At 72.3% G+C, this 13,251-nt stretch carries 17 protein-coding genes; 11 read left to right on the top strand and 6 right to left on the bottom strand.

Going from position 1 to position 13,251, the window contains the following annotated elements:
- Positions 1-5: 5 nt before the first annotated feature.
- The 7 genes from ACNAVT_RS03045 (at position 6) to ACNAVT_RS03015 (ending at position 4,972) form a co-directional block, all read left to right on the top strand.
- On the top strand, positions 6-2,258 hold the full coding sequence (locus ACNAVT_RS03045) for a heavy metal translocating P-type ATPase (RefSeq protein WP_416292550.1): 2,253 nt from the start codon (positions 6-8) through the stop codon (positions 2,256-2,258).
- A 141-nt stretch (positions 2,259-2,399) separates the two neighbouring features.
- The gene (locus ACNAVT_RS03040; RefSeq protein WP_416292548.1) at positions 2,400-2,573 is read left to right on the top strand and encodes a CsbD family protein; all 174 of its coding nucleotides are present in this window, start codon (positions 2,400-2,402) and stop codon (positions 2,571-2,573) included.
- Positions 2,574-2,743: 170 nt separating this feature from the next.
- Complete coding sequence (locus ACNAVT_RS03035) at positions 2,744-3,166, top strand: YbaB/EbfC family nucleoid-associated protein (RefSeq protein WP_416292546.1); 423 nt, start codon at positions 2,744-2,746, stop codon at positions 3,164-3,166.
- Entirely contained in the window at positions 3,166-3,489 is a 324-nt protein-coding gene (locus ACNAVT_RS03030; protein WP_416292545.1) for a hypothetical protein, read from the top strand. Before ACNAVT_RS03035 ends, ACNAVT_RS03030 begins: the two co-directional genes overlap by 1 nt.
- 3 nt (positions 3,490-3,492) lie before the next feature.
- On the top strand, positions 3,493-3,987 hold the full coding sequence (locus ACNAVT_RS03025) for a hypothetical protein (RefSeq protein ID WP_416292543.1): 495 nt from the start codon (positions 3,493-3,495) through the stop codon (positions 3,985-3,987).
- A gap of 7 nt (positions 3,988-3,994) precedes the next feature.
- Positions 3,995-4,513, top strand: a complete 519-nt coding sequence (locus tag ACNAVT_RS03020; protein WP_416292541.1) for an EndoU domain-containing protein — start codon at positions 3,995-3,997, stop codon at positions 4,511-4,513.
- A 15-nt stretch (positions 4,514-4,528) separates the two neighbouring features.
- A complete protein-coding gene (locus ACNAVT_RS03015) occupies positions 4,529-4,972 on the top strand; it encodes a hypothetical protein (protein WP_416292539.1) in 444 nt (147 codons plus the stop codon).
- Between the two features lies 1 nt (position 4,973).
- Here the strand turns inward: ACNAVT_RS03015 and ACNAVT_RS03010 are convergent, their stop codons facing one another.
- The 6 genes from ACNAVT_RS03010 to ACNAVT_RS02985 form a co-directional block, all read right to left on the bottom strand.
- On the bottom strand, positions 4,974-6,218 hold the full coding sequence (locus ACNAVT_RS03010) for an RNA polymerase sigma factor (protein WP_416292537.1): 1,245 nt from the start codon (positions 6,216-6,218) through the stop codon (positions 4,974-4,976).
- Positions 6,215-6,577: a YciI family protein gene (locus ACNAVT_RS03005; RefSeq protein ID WP_416292852.1), complete on the bottom strand. Its 363-nt coding sequence runs from the start codon at positions 6,575-6,577 to the stop codon at positions 6,215-6,217. Before ACNAVT_RS03005 ends, ACNAVT_RS03010 begins: the two co-directional genes overlap by 4 nt.
- Before the next feature lie 102 nt (positions 6,578-6,679).
- Complete coding sequence (locus ACNAVT_RS03000; protein ID WP_416292535.1) at positions 6,680-7,933, bottom strand: DUF2786 domain-containing protein; 1,254 nt, start codon at positions 7,931-7,933, stop codon at positions 6,680-6,682.
- Between the two features lie 84 nt (positions 7,934-8,017).
- Positions 8,018-8,479, bottom strand: coding sequence for an ATP-binding protein (locus ACNAVT_RS02995; protein ID WP_416292534.1), 462 nt, complete (start codon positions 8,477-8,479; stop codon positions 8,018-8,020).
- A gap of 112 nt (positions 8,480-8,591) precedes the next feature.
- Positions 8,592-9,347, bottom strand: a complete 756-nt coding sequence (locus ACNAVT_RS02990) for an SAM-dependent methyltransferase (protein WP_416292532.1) — start codon at positions 9,345-9,347, stop codon at positions 8,592-8,594.
- 138 nt (positions 9,348-9,485) lie between these two features.
- Complete coding sequence (locus tag ACNAVT_RS02985; protein WP_416292530.1) at positions 9,486-9,668, bottom strand: hypothetical protein; 183 nt, start codon at positions 9,666-9,668, stop codon at positions 9,486-9,488.
- A gap of 179 nt (positions 9,669-9,847) precedes the next feature.
- Between ACNAVT_RS02985 and ACNAVT_RS02980 the strand changes: the two genes are divergently transcribed.
- The 4 genes from ACNAVT_RS02980 to kdpA all read left to right on the top strand — a co-directional run bounded on the left by ACNAVT_RS02980 (position 9,848) and on the right by kdpA (position 13,250).
- Complete coding sequence (locus ACNAVT_RS02980) at positions 9,848-10,882, top strand: poly(3-hydroxybutyrate) depolymerase (protein ID WP_416292528.1); 1,035 nt, start codon at positions 9,848-9,850, stop codon at positions 10,880-10,882.
- A gap of 84 nt (positions 10,883-10,966) precedes the next feature.
- Complete coding sequence (locus ACNAVT_RS02975) at positions 10,967-11,188, top strand: hypothetical protein (RefSeq protein ID WP_416292526.1); 222 nt, start codon at positions 10,967-10,969, stop codon at positions 11,186-11,188.
- A gap of 317 nt (positions 11,189-11,505) precedes the next feature.
- Positions 11,506-11,595: a K(+)-transporting ATPase subunit F gene (kdpF, locus tag ACNAVT_RS02970; RefSeq protein WP_073839165.1), complete on the top strand. Its 90-nt coding sequence runs from the start codon at positions 11,506-11,508 to the stop codon at positions 11,593-11,595.
- Positions 11,595-13,250 carry a potassium-transporting ATPase subunit KdpA gene (kdpA, locus tag ACNAVT_RS02965; protein WP_416292523.1) on the top strand — a complete coding sequence of 552 codons (1,656 nt, stop codon included), beginning with the start codon at positions 11,595-11,597 and terminating at the stop codon, positions 13,248-13,250. Before kdpF ends, kdpA begins: the two co-directional genes overlap by 1 nt.
- The last annotated feature ends 1 nt before the right edge of the window (position 13,251 follow it).

Below are 13,251 nucleotides of genomic sequence, written 5' to 3'. Positions count from 1 at the left end.
CCGCGATGACATCGACCGCCAAGTCCCTGCCGGTCGCGCCGAACCAGATCGAGCTCGCGATCGGCGGCATGACCTGTGCCTCCTGCGCTGCCCGGATCGAGAAGAAGCTCAACCGGATGGACGGCGTCGAGGCCACGGTCAACTACGCCACCGAGAAGGCCACCGTCCAGTACGCCGAGGACGTCACCCCGGCCGACCTGATCGCCACCGTGGAGAAGACCGGCTACACGGCCGTCGTACCGCCGCCGCCCGCACAGGCGGCCGAGGTGACCGCCGAGCCGGTGGACGAGCTGCGCGGACTGCGTACCCGGCTGTGGACGTCGGTCGCGCTGGCCGTGCCGGTGATCCTGCTGGCCATGGTGCCGGCCTGGCAGTTCACCTACTGGCAGTGGCTGTCGCTGACCCTGGCCGCCCCGGTCGTGGTCTACGGCGGGCTGCCGTTCCACCGGGCGGCCTGGGTCAACCTGCGGCACGGCGCGGCGACCATGGACACCCTGGTGTCGCTCGGCACCCTCGCCGCGTTCGGCTGGTCGCTCTGGGCCCTGTTCCTCGGCGACGCCGGGATGCCCGGCATGACCCACCCGTTCCGGCTCGACATCACCCGTACCGACGGGGCCGGCAACATCTACCTGGAGGCGGCTGCCGGGGTGACCGTCTTCATCCTCGCCGGTCGCTACTTCGAGGCCCGGTCCAAGCGGACCGCCGGCGCCGCCCTGCGCGCCCTGCTGGAGCTGGGCGCGAAGGACGTCGCGGTGCTCCGGGAGGGCCGGGAGACCCGGATCCCGGTGGACCAGCTCGCGGTGGGGGACCGGTTCGTGGTCCGGCCGGGCGAGAAGGTCGCCACCGACGGCGTCGTCGAGGAGGGCACCTCGGCGGTGGACGCCAGCATGCTCACCGGCGAGTCCGTCCCCGTCGAGGTCGGGCCGGGCGACGCCGTCGTCGGCGCCACCGTCAACGCCGGCGGTCGGCTGGTCGTCCGGGCCACCCGGGTCGGCAGTGACACCCAGCTCGCCCAGATGGCCAAGCTGGTCGAGGCGGCGCAGACCGGCAAGGCTGCCGTGCAGCGGCTCGCCGACCGGATCTCCGGGGTCTTCGTACCGATCGTGATCGCCCTGGCCGCCGGCACGCTGGGCTGGTGGTTCGGCACCGGCGCGGGGACGACGGCCGCCTTCACCGCGGCGGTGGCCGTCCTGATCATCGCCTGCCCATGCGCCCTCGGCCTGGCCACCCCGACCGCGCTGCTGGTCGGCACCGGGCGCGGTGCCCAGCTCGGCATCCTGATCAAGGGACCGGAGGTGCTGGAGTCCACCCGCCAGGTCCACACCGTGGTGCTGGACAAGACCGGCACCGTCACCACCGGGCGGATGACCCTGGTCGACGTGCTCCCCGCCCCCGGTCAGGACGCCGACGAGCTGCTGCGGCTGGCCGGCGCGTTGGAGGCCGCCTCCGAGCACCCGATCGCCCGGGCGATCGCCGACGGGGCGGCGGAGGCGGGGGCGCTGCCGGCGGTCACCGGCTTCGCCAACACGGAAGGCCTCGGCGTGACCGGTTCGGTCGACGGCCGGGCCGTGGTGGTCGGGCGGCTCCGGCTGCTGCGGGAGCGGGGTCTCGACGTACCCGACGAGGTCGTGCGGGCCGCGACCGACGCGGAGGCCACCGGCCGGACGGCGGTCCTCGCCGGCTGGGACGGCCAGGCCCGCGGGGTCCTCGCCGTGGCCGACGTGGTGAAGCCGACCAGCCGGGCCGCCGTCGGGCGACTGCGTGAGCTCGGCCTCACCCCGGTGCTGCTCACCGGCGACAACACCACCGTCGCGCGGGCGGTGGCCGCCGAGGTCGGCATCGACGAGGTGATCGCCGAGGTGCTGCCGGCCGACAAGGTCGACGTGGTGCGGCGACTCCAGGCCGAGGGGCGGACGGTCGCGATGGTCGGCGACGGCATCAACGACGCCGCCGCGCTGGCCCAGGCCGACCTCGGGCTGGCTATGGGCACCGGCACCGACGTGGCGATCGAGGCGTCCGACCTGACCCTGGTCCGGGGCGACCTGATGGCCGCCGTGGACGCCATCCGGCTCTCCCGACGGACGCTGCGCATCATCAAGGGCAACCTGTTCTGGGCCTTCGCCTACAACGTCGCCGCCCTGCCGCTGGCGGCCGCCGGCCTGCTCAACCCGATGATCGCCGGTGCCGCGATGGCCTTCTCGTCGGTCTTCGTGGTGGCGAACAGCCTCCGGCTGCGGCGCTTCCACCCGGTCGGCTGAGCTGCGGAATCCGCCGCCGGTCCCGGTCCGTCCGGGGCCGGCGGCGGCAGGTCGGGACATCCTCGGTGAGGTCCCCGGGGGTTGAGCCCCCCGCTGCGGGGTACCTCATCTGCACAGGAAGGCAGCTGAATGGAGGTTCCCATGGGCATCGACGACAAGATCGACAACACCGCCGAGAAGACCGCTGGCAAGGTCAAGGAGGGCGCCGGCCGGGCCACCGACAACGAGCGCCTCGAGGCCGAGGGCCGCACCGACCAGACCAAGGCCAACCTCAAGCAGGCCGGTGAGAAGGTCAAGGACGCCTTCAAGAGCTGACGTATCGCCAGACCACGCCGGGCCGGCACCACGCCGGCCCGGCGTGCTGCGCGTGGACCGCGTGTCTGCTGTCCCTGTCGGACACTGGATGTCGGCCCACCATCGGCCACCGTGGTTCGCGTCGGCCGCTTAGGATGCGAAGCGACCTCGACCCCGGAGGGAGCCACCCCATGGCCCACCCTGTCGACCCGTCCGGCCTCGGGCGAGTGCTGTCCGAGACGATGTCCGCGCTCGGGCAGTTCACCGGCGGCCCCGACTCCGACGCGCCACCGCCTGAGGGCCACGGCGAGGCGGCCGACGGGCTGGTCCAGGTGACGGTCGGTCCACCCGGGCGGATCACCGCGCTCACCCTCGACGCGCGGGCGATGCGCATGGCGAGCGAGTCACTCGCCGAAGAGATCACCGAGGCAGTCAACGCGGCGTTCGCCGACCTTCAGGAGAAGGCCACCGCCGCCGTATCCGAACAGGTTGACCTCGGATCGCTGGGCGACCGGCTGCGCAAGATCCAGGAGGACGCCGGCCGGCAGCTCACCGCGTTCACCGACGCTCTGGTGGAGGCGCAGGACCGGCTCGCCCGGCAGGGCGGCAAATGATGGCGATCGAGGTCGACCCGGACGGGCTGAGCGGGTCCGGTCGCGCGCTGGAAGGGGTTGCCGACCGGTTCGGCCAGGCGATCTCGGCGTTCCAGGCCGAGCTGGCCGCCTTCGGCCGGCCCTGGGGCTCGGACGACATCGGCTCGCTGATCGGGGCCGCCCACGACGAGGTGTCCGCCTTCGCGTTCGAGTGCTTCGACAGCGCCCTCCAGGAGATCGCCGCCGCCGGAACGGATCTCACCGGCATGGCCATCCAGTACGCCGAGATCGAGGCCGCCATCAAGGAGGGCTTCGACGGCCTGCACCAGGCCCTGGGCGGCTGACCGATGGGCCTCGAACTCCCCGGGGAACTGCGCTCGCTGCTGGGCATCCTCGGCTACAGCTGGCCCGAGGCGGACGAGGCCAAGCTCTTCGAGATGGGCAACGCCTGGATCCGCTTCTCCGGCACCCTCGCCGGCGTGGTCACCGAGGCGAACACCGGGGCCACCGCCGTCTGGTCCGGCCACATCGGTCAGGACATCACCGCCTTCCAGTCCTGGTGGAACCGGGAGGACAGCCCCGCCGACAGCCTGCGCGACGGGGTGACCGCGGCGGTGCTCACCGGCACCGGCCTGATCATCTGCGCCGCGATCGTCCTCGCCTTGAAGATCGCCGTGATCGTGCAACTGGTGCTCCTGGCCATCGAGATAGCGCAGGCGATCGCCACGGCCGCGGTCACCTTCGGCGCCTCGCTGCTGGAGATCCCGATCTTCCAGCAGCTCGCCCGGACCATCGTCGGCAACCTCATCCAAGAGGTCCTCTGGAAGCTCATCGACGGGTGACGCGGGGATGAGCGGAGGCAAGGCCGGCGGCCGGTTGATGCGGGCCGCGTTGCGCTTCCTGAAGCGGACCAAGGGACGCAGCCGCCCCGACCGGATGAACCCGCACTTCACTGAGCACGTGATCGGCGGGGGGCATGTCAAGCCGGGCATGCCCAAGGGAACCGGTTATCACTACCGCCCTGGTGGGCAGGACTTCCCGGGGCGCAGGCTGCAGCCGGGGACCATCGTCAGGGATCCGAGGACCGGGGCGTACCGCGCCAAGCCGGAGTTCTTCGATCCGACGATCAACCCGCCGCACGGGGCATGGAAGCCGAAGAAGGGACCCAACGGGGGGGAGAGCTCGTTCTTTCCCGACGACTGGACGCCTGCCCAGGTGGACAACGCCATCAGTGGGGCCTTCCAGAACGCCAGCCCCGTGCCGGGCACCAACAACAAGGTGTGGCGTGGGAAGCACAAGGACCTCGTGATCGAGGGCTTCTACAATGGCTCGGGCGGGTTCACGCACGGTTGGCCTATCGTCCCCTGATCCGAAGGACCTCTGTTGGCGTTCATCAGTTTCTCGCTCGACGAGTACCGCCTGCCGTTGTTCGAGGTGACGGATCAGCGGTACCGAGTGCTCGGCGCCTGGCTGATCATCGACATCTCGGTCTACCAGTCGGTCTGTCTGGACGCGCTGGCGATGATCGACGACGTGTCGCACGGCCGGGCGCTGGAGGACGAGTGGGACAGCGACAAGTACGACGTCAGCTTCACCGCCCACGGCGTCGAGTTCCAGAGCGAGTGGGCCGAGGATGAACGGGGCCGCTACTCGCTCGACGAGGTGCGCGAGGCGGTCGAGGCGTACTGGCGGTTTCTGGTGAGCCGCCCGGACAATCCCGAGCTCATCCGCGAGTACCGGCCCGATCTGCCGCTATGGCAGGCCGAACTGTTGCAGTGGGAAGAGCGATGGGGGCGGCCGCATCCGTACCGGGGGCGGCTGTTCTGAATCAACGGTCGGCGGCCAGGCGCGCGGCGCGTACCTCCAGGTAACGCTGCTCGGGCAGGCTGGTGGTCGCCCGGGCGGCGGCCAGGTACGCGGCCCGCGCCTCGTCCCGCTCGCCGGCCAGCTCCAGCAGGTGGGCGCGGACGGCGGCGAGCCGGTGGTGCCCGGCCGTGCGTTCGTCGGCGTCGAGCGGCGCCAGCAGGGTGAGCCCGGCCCGCGGACCGTCCACCATGGCCACCGCGGCGGCCTTGTTGAGGGTGACCATCGGGTTCGGCGCGATCCGGGCGAGCACCCGGTAGAGCGCGACGATCTGCCGCCAGTCCGTCTCCGCCGCCGTCGGCGCCTCGGCGTGCACCGCCGCGATCGCCGCCTGCACCTGGTACGGGCCGGGCGGTGACCAGGTCAGCGCCTCGGTCACCAGCGCGACCCCCTCCTTGATCTCGTTCCGGTCCCAGCGGGTTCGGTCCTGCTCGGCCAGCGGGACCAGCTCCCCGCCCGGGCCGGTCCGGGCCGCCCGGTGCGAGTCGGTGAGCAGCATCAACGCCAGCAGTCCGGTGATCTCGCCGTTGTCGGGGAGCAGCCGGTGCAGCTCCCGGGCCAGCCGGATCGCCTCCCCGGTCAGCTCCGCCCGGTGCAGTTCACCGCCGCTGGAGGCCGTGTAGCCCTCGTTGAAGATCAGGTAGAGCACATGCAGCACGGCGCGCAGCCGTTCGTCGCGGTCGGCGGCCGAGGGCAGTACGAAGCGGGCGCCCGCCGCCTCGATCCGCTGCTTGGCCCGGCGGATCCGCTGGCTCATCGTCGCCTCCGGCACCAGGTACGCCCGGGCGATCTCCGCGGTGCTCAGCCCGCCCACGGCCCGCAACGTGAGCGCCACCTGGGCGGAGCCGGTCAGCGCCGGATGGCAGCAGAGGAACAGCAGCTTCAGCGTGTCGTCCCCGGTGGGCGTCTCCTCGTCGGCGGGCGGCGCCACCGCCGCGTACGCCGGCTCCCGGACCGCCACCGCGACCTCGCGGTCCCGGCGGGCCCGCTCGCTGCGCCACTCGTCGGTGAGCCGGCGGGTCGCCACGGTGACCAGCCACGAGCGGGGATGGTCGGGGATCCCCTGCTCCGGCCACTGGGTGGCGGCGGCGAGCAGCGCCTCCTGCACGGCGTCCTCGCAGGCGTAGAACTGGCCGTGCCGTCGGACGAGCACGCCGAGGACCTGCGGCGCGAGGGCGCGCAGCAGGTCCTCGACGACGAGGGGTGTCACATCTCCGTCCCGGCCTGCTCCATCACCGGTCGGACCTCCAGCACCCCGACTCCGCGCCGCACGTCCGGCCAGCTCGCGGCGATCTCGGCGGCCCGCTCCGGGGTCTCGCAGTCGACCATCAGGTAGCCGGCGAACTGCTCCTTGCTCTCCACGAACGGCCCGTCGGTGATCTCGGCGCCGCCACCGGCGCCGGCTCGGACCGTCCGGGTCTGCGACGGGTGGGCCAGGGCGTCGCCGCCGACCAGCTCCCCGGACTCGGTCAGCTCCTTCATGATCTCGTCGACCTCGCCGAAGATCGCGTTCCGCTCCTCCTCGGACAGCTCCTCGACGAAGCCGGGCCGGTTCCAGATCAGCAGCATGTACTTCACGGTCCACTCCTCGGGTACGGGCCACCGGCGGTGGCGTCTCTCGCAGACGGGTCGGAGCTGGGACGTCCGATCCGACATCTTCCCCGAGAAAAGTCAGCGACCCCGCCGTAGCGGCCGGCGCGCCGGGGAGCCGACGTCGAGCGAGGCCCGATCGGCGGCGGAGGTGCCCGACGTCCAACCCTCGGCGTCGCGCACCTGGAGCCGGTGCCGGGTGACGCCGGGGAAGAGGTGGTCGACCCGTTCCCGGACCGCGTCCGAGCGGGCGGCGAGCACGGGGAGCAGCCGGTCACCGCCCCGTTCCCCGGCGGCCTCCCGGCCCGCCGCCGCGGTGGCCGCCTGCAGCCGCTCGCCGATCCGCAGCGCGAACGCGTTGAGGAAGGACTCGTCGTACCCCTTCGTGCGCCGGCCGCTGCCCGGGCGGCGCTCGCCCCGGCCGCGCAGCATCGCCGCGGTGGCCTGCACCAGCAGCGAGGTGTGCAGCAGCTCGACCGCCACCAGGTCGGCGGGGAAACCGAGCACGGTGGCGAAGCCGAGGTCGTCGGACCACACCGACTCGCACCGGTTCGCCGCCGCCACTTCCTGGATCAGCAGCGCCTTCGCCGCCGCGTACGGGGCGTCGGTGCCGAGCCGGACGCCGCCCGGCCGGTCCGGTCGTTCGGCGGTCGCGTCCAGCAGCGCCGCGTCGATGCTGTGCCGGGCCATCAGCTCCTGGGCCTTCCCGGTGAGCGCCTCCGCCTCCGCCGGGAAGGTGGTCGACTCGGCCTTGGCCAGTAGCGCGCGTACCCGGTCCAGCATCCGTGAGCCGGCGGCCGGGGCGGCGGCGCGCGGGGCGGCGGCCGGGTTGCCGGGCGGCGGGCGGAGCACCGCGATCGGCGGCAGCCCCTCGACCAGCACGAGCGCGTCGACCGCGTCCCGCAGTGCGGTGATCCGGTCGCCCTCGGCGCGGCGGTCCAGCCAGCCCGCGTCGGCGTCCCAGCGCGTGCCGAGTTCGGCGAGCTGGTCGTCGAACCACTGCGGGACGGTGCCGGACTGCTCCCGGCGCTGGGCGGCCAGCACGTCCCGGAGCAGCCGCGCCCCGCGCGGCGCCAGCCGCCGGGTCGCGATCCGGTCCAGGTCGACCGGCTGCCAGCCGCGGGGCCAGAGCCGTCCCACGCCGCGGACCAGGCGGGTGAGCAGTGCCGCGTCGATCACCGGGCCACTGCCGACCACCAGCCGGTCCAGCGCCCGCTCGGCCTCCCGTACGTCGGTGCCGCGCGCCGCCGCGAGGGCGGCGGCGAGTAGCTGCTCGGCGTCCGGCACCGGTCGGTCCTCTTCTCCGTGGTCGTCTCCGGGCGGCGGATCGCGCACCCGCCCGAACGGTACCGGCGCGTCCGTCCCGCCCGCCCGTGAGCGCCCTCACCACCGGCGCCGTGGACCCGGCCGAAGGGGTGATTACTGCGCGGTACGTGGCACGCGTCGCCCTCCGGCACAGCGCGGAAACGAGGCCCAGATGTTCTTGGTGCGCCCGGTGGCGTACCAACCGACCGCCAGGGAGACCGACTGCGCCAGCAGCAACCCGCGCCCGCCGGCGTCGAGCGGGCGGGTGTCGACCAGTTCGGGGACCCTGCCGAGGTCGTGGTCGGCCACCTCCAGGATGAGGCAGTCGTCGGCGGCGAGCAGGGTGACGATGGTCGGCGGGAGGCCGTGCCGCAGCGCGTTGCTCGCCAGTTCGGTGGCCACCAGGACGACCAGGTGCGGGATCTCGTCGAGCTCGTCGCCCTGGGCCAGGCCGTGCCGGGCCAGGGCCTCGCGCAGCGAGGCGCGCAGGTCGCGCAGCTCGGCGGGATTGCCGAGATCCCACCGCTCCAGCTCGGCGGCCCGCGGCGGTGGCGGCGAGGTGCGCAGCTGTCCCATGCTTCTGCTCTACCCTGCACAGCCCGCTGCTACGCCGTCCGGCTGTCCGCGACCGGCGCCGGCAGCGCTGGCGGGTCGGCTCCCCCGCCGCCGGGGGAGCCGACCCGGACGGTCAGCGGCGGAGCAGGGCGAAGACGCCCCAGCCGAGATACTCCCGCTGGTAGCGGACGTACCGCAGCGGGTCCTCGGTCAGTTCCCGGCGCAGTTCCCCGGCCAGTTCGTCGTCGGGGTTGGCGTCCAGCCAGCGGCGCAGGTTGAGCCAGTGCGCGGCCGCGTACCGGTCCCAGCTGTCCTGGTCGGCGAGGACGATCTCGACCAGGTCCCAGCCGCACTCGCCGAAGAGCCGGACCAGCCCGGGCAGGTCCTGGAACTCGTCCCGGGACCGGGCGTGGGAGCCGGTCACCGCCTCCTCGTCGGGCGGGTCGAGTCGCCAGTACGGCTCCCCGACCAGGACCATCCCGCCGGGGCGCAGGCTGCGGCAGAGGATCTCCAGGGTGCCGGGCACCCCGTCACCGATCCAGGTGGCGCCGACGCAGGCGGCCAGGTCGACCGGCTCCTCCGCGACGTACGTCGCGGCGTCACCGTGCAGGAACCGGACCCGGTCGGCGACGCCGAGCTCGGCGGCGCGCTCCCGGGCGGCGGCGGTGTTGACGGTGCTGATGTCGACCCCGGTGCCGGTCACGCCGTGGTCCCGGGCCCAGGTGCACAGCAGCTCGCCCTTGCCGCTGCACAGGTCGAGGATCGACGCGCCGCGTTCGAGCTTGATCGCCCGGCCCAGCGTGGCCAGCTTGCCGGCGTCGAACGGGTTGATGATCCGGAGGTCGCCCTCGCGGATGGTGAAGCTACGTGGCAGATCCAATGCGGTCACTCCAGTAGGTGGGTGCGGATGTCGGAACGGGCTGACGCAGGTCGGTTCGGCTCAGCGCGGTCGGCACGGGCACCAAAACACCCTCTTCGCGGTCTCGGAGTGACGTCGCGGGAAGGCTAGTCGTCCTCCTTCGGACTCTCAACGGAATACCTCGTGGGGCGGTGGTCGGGACGTGAGGAGTCGCTGATGGTGCGAGCGGAGCAGGGTCGCACCCCGGAAGGGATGCCGCAGCGAGGCGTACTCCGTACGGCCCCGCCCACATCCCGCGAGGGCGGCGACGAGTACGGCGGCCACGGCGGCGGCGAGCCGGAGGCGGCGCATCCGACCACCGTAGGTCCAGCCGTACGCCGCCGCAGCGCAAGACGTCGGGCTCGTCCGGTGGGTGACCCACACGGACGGCGACCCGGAGGTGTCGGCCGCGCGGATATCTGCTGTGGTCGATATCACGTTAGCTTCTGCGCACGCCGGCGACCGTGCCGGTGAGTCGACGGGAGAACGCGATGAAGACACCGTGGAAAGCCGCCGCCACCCTCGCCGCGGCCCTCCTCCTGGTCCTGCCCGGCGGCACCGCCGCCCGGGCGGCGGGCACGCCGTCCACCAAGACCCCGGTCGCCGGCTCGCTCCGCACCTACCCGGTCTCCGCCGTGTACGTAGCCGGGGTCTCCTCCGGCGGGTACCTGGCCACCCAGCTCCAGGTCGCCTACTCGGCGCGGATCCGGGGCGCTGCCGTCTTCGCCGCCGGCCCGTACTACTGCGCCCAGTACAACGTCGCCCAGGCGCTCTACGGCTGCGGCGACAACATCTACCCGACGTACGTGTCCACCCTGGAGGGCTACACCCGTACCTGGGCGTCGTACGGCTGGGTCGACCCGACCGGCAACCTCGCCGGCCAGCCGGTGTACGTCTACCACGGCGCCAACGACAACACCGTCAAGAAGTCCGTCACCGATGACCTGGTCCGCTACTACCAGGACTTCGGCGCCAGCGTCCGCTACGACAGCGGCAGCGCCGCCGGCCACGCCTGGGTCACCCCGTACGGCACGGTCGGCTGCACGGCGACCGCCTCGCCGTTCCTCAACGACTGCGGCACCGACCCGGAGGGCAGCTTCCTCGGCAAGCTGCTCGGCTCGGTGTCCGCGCCGAACACCGGCCCGCTCGGCGGGACCCTCATCCGGTTCAGCCAGGACACCTTCGCGGTCAACGGCTGGGCCAACGGGCTGAGCATGGACGCCAACGGCTTCGCGTACGTGCCGAGCACCTGCGCCGCCGGCCAGACCTGCCGGCTGCTGGTCGCCCTGCACGGCTGCGCCCAGGGGTACGCCAAGATCGGCACCGCCTTCGTCGATCGGGCCAACCTCAACCAGTACGCCGACACCAACCGGCTGATCGTCCTCTACCCGCAGGCGGTCGCGACCGGGGTCAACCCGAACGGCTGCTGGGACTGGTGGGGCTACCTCGGCGCCACCAACTATCCGATCAAGGGTGGCCTCCAGGTGGAGACCATCATGAACATGGTCCGTCGCCTGGACGGCTGACGAATCCACGGTCCGGTTCCCCGCCCCGGCTCCGACGTACCGGCAAAGGCCACCGGCAGTGGCCCGGTGGTCGGCGGGTTCGAGGTGGCTGGCGCACTCGGCCTGCTCGTCTCCCGGCTCGCCCGGTACGCCGCGCTCGGTCTCGTCGTCCTGCTGACCGGCGCGGTGGTCACCAACCTGGTCATCCTGCGCACCTGGCCGCTCAGCGCGCTGGTCCTGCTCGCGGTCGCCGCCCTGGTGGCGGTGGTCCGCTGGCGGCGCGCGTCGGCCGGTTCCGGGCGCCCTCGCAGCGTGAAACCGCGGTGAAACCGCGCTGATCGGCCGCCGGCACGCTCACCGGCAGGACGACGACAACCCCATCACGGCCGGCCATCGGGTGACCGGATTCACCTCCGAGAGGGCCGCCGTGAAAAGCGCGTCAAGAAACGGCGGGCCGGCGTCACGGTCCCGTTATGGCCCCTGTCCGTCGGGCCGGTACGGGGTTGTGATTGCCCGGCGCGACCGGGAGGCGGTCGCGGGGAACGTCCGCAGGAGGAGTCAGCCGTGTCTGACCTGGGGTTCGTGCTGTTGACGGTGGCGCTGTTCGCGGCGCTCGCCCTCGTCGTACGAGGGGTGGAGAAGCTGTGAGCGCGGTGAACGCGGTCGGTCTGGTGCTGGCGATCGGCCTCGGCGTGTTCATGGTCGTCGCCCTGCTGTTCCCGGAGCGCTTCTGATGACCACGGCAACAGCCGGCATCGTCTTCATGCTGTCCCTGGTGGTGGCGCTCGTCGCCGCCTTCAAGCCGTTCGGTGACTACATGTACCGGGTGGTCTCCGGCACCCGGCAGTCCCGCGTCGAGCGGGGAATCTATCGCCTGGTCGGGGTGAACGCCGCCGCCGAGCAGACCTGGGGCGTGTACGCCCGCAGCGTGCTCGCCTTCTCGGCCGTCTCGATCCTGTTCCTGTACACGTTCCAGCGCCTGCAGAACCACCTGTGGCTCTCGCTGGGTTTCGACGCGGTGGTCCCGCACGGCGCCTGGAACACCGCGGTCTCGTTCGTGACCAACACGAACTGGCAGTGGTACTCGGGCGAGTCGACCATGGGCCACCTGGTGCAGATGGCCGGCCTGGCGGTGCAGAACTTCGTCTCCGCCTCGGTCGGCATCGCCGTGGCGGTCGCCCTGGTCCGCGGGTTCGCCCGCAGCCGGAGCGGCGAGCTGGGCAACTTCTGGGTCGACCTGACCCGGATCACGCTGCGGATCCTGCTGCCGATCGCCGTGCTCGGCGCGCTGGCGCTGATGATCGGCGGCGCGGTGCAGAACCTGTCCGGCGGCACCGGCGTCACCACGTTGACCGGCGGCACCCAGCACCTCACCGGCGGCCCGGTGGCCAGCCAGGAGGCCATCAAGGAGCTGGGCACCAACGGTGGTGGCTTCTACAACACCAACAGCGCCCACCCGTTCGAGAACCCGACCACCTGGACGAACTGGCTCGAGATCTTCCTGATCCTGGTCATCCCGTTCAGCCTGCCCCGGGTCTTCGGCCGGCTGGTCGGGCAGAACCGGCAGGGCTACGCGATCGCCGCGGTCATGGCGATCCTGGCGCTGGCCAGCGTCACCCTGATCAACGTCTTCGAGTTGGCCGGGCACGGCACCGTGCCACAGGCGGTCGCCGCCGCCATGGAGGGCAAGGACGTCCGGTTCGGCGTTTCGGACTCGGCGACCTTCGCCGCCGCCACCACGCTCACCTCGACCGGTGCGGTGAACTCGTTCCACGACTCGTACACCTCGCTCGGCGGGATGATGACGCTGGGCAACATGATGCTCGGCGAGGTGGCCCCCGGCGGCGTCGGCTCCGGCCTCTACGGCCTGCTGGTCCTCGCCGTGATCACCGTGTTCGTGGCCGGGCTGATGGTGGGCCGCACCCCGGAGTACCTGGGCAAGAAGATCGGTTCCCGCGAGATCAAGCTCGCCTCGCTGTACTTCCTGATCACGCCGGCCCTGGTGCTGGTGGGTACCGCGGCGGCCTTCGCGACCGGCAACAACTCGACCGCGTTGAACGTCGGCCCGCACGGCCTCTCCGAGGTCCTCTACGCGTTCACCTCGGCGAGCAACAACAACGGCTCCGCGTTCGCCGGCATCACGGTCAACACGCCGTGGTGGAACACCGCGCTCGGGCTGTGCATGCTGCTCGGCCGGTTCCTGCCGATGATCTTCGTGCTCGCGCTGGCCGGTTCGCTGGCGCGCCAGAAACCCACCCCCACCTCCGAGGGCACCCTGCCGACCCACCGACCGCTCTTCGTCGGGATGGTCGTCGGCGTCACGGTGATCCTCGTGGCGCTGACCTTCCTGCCCGCGCTTGCGCTCGGCCCCCTCGCAGAGGGGCTGTGAC

It is taken from the genome of Micromonospora sp. SL4-19 (genome assembly GCF_047921475.1).
GTDB lineage: Bacteria > Actinomycetota > Actinomycetes > Mycobacteriales > Micromonosporaceae > Micromonospora.
This window is presented reverse-complemented; position numbering and strand designations above follow the sequence as displayed.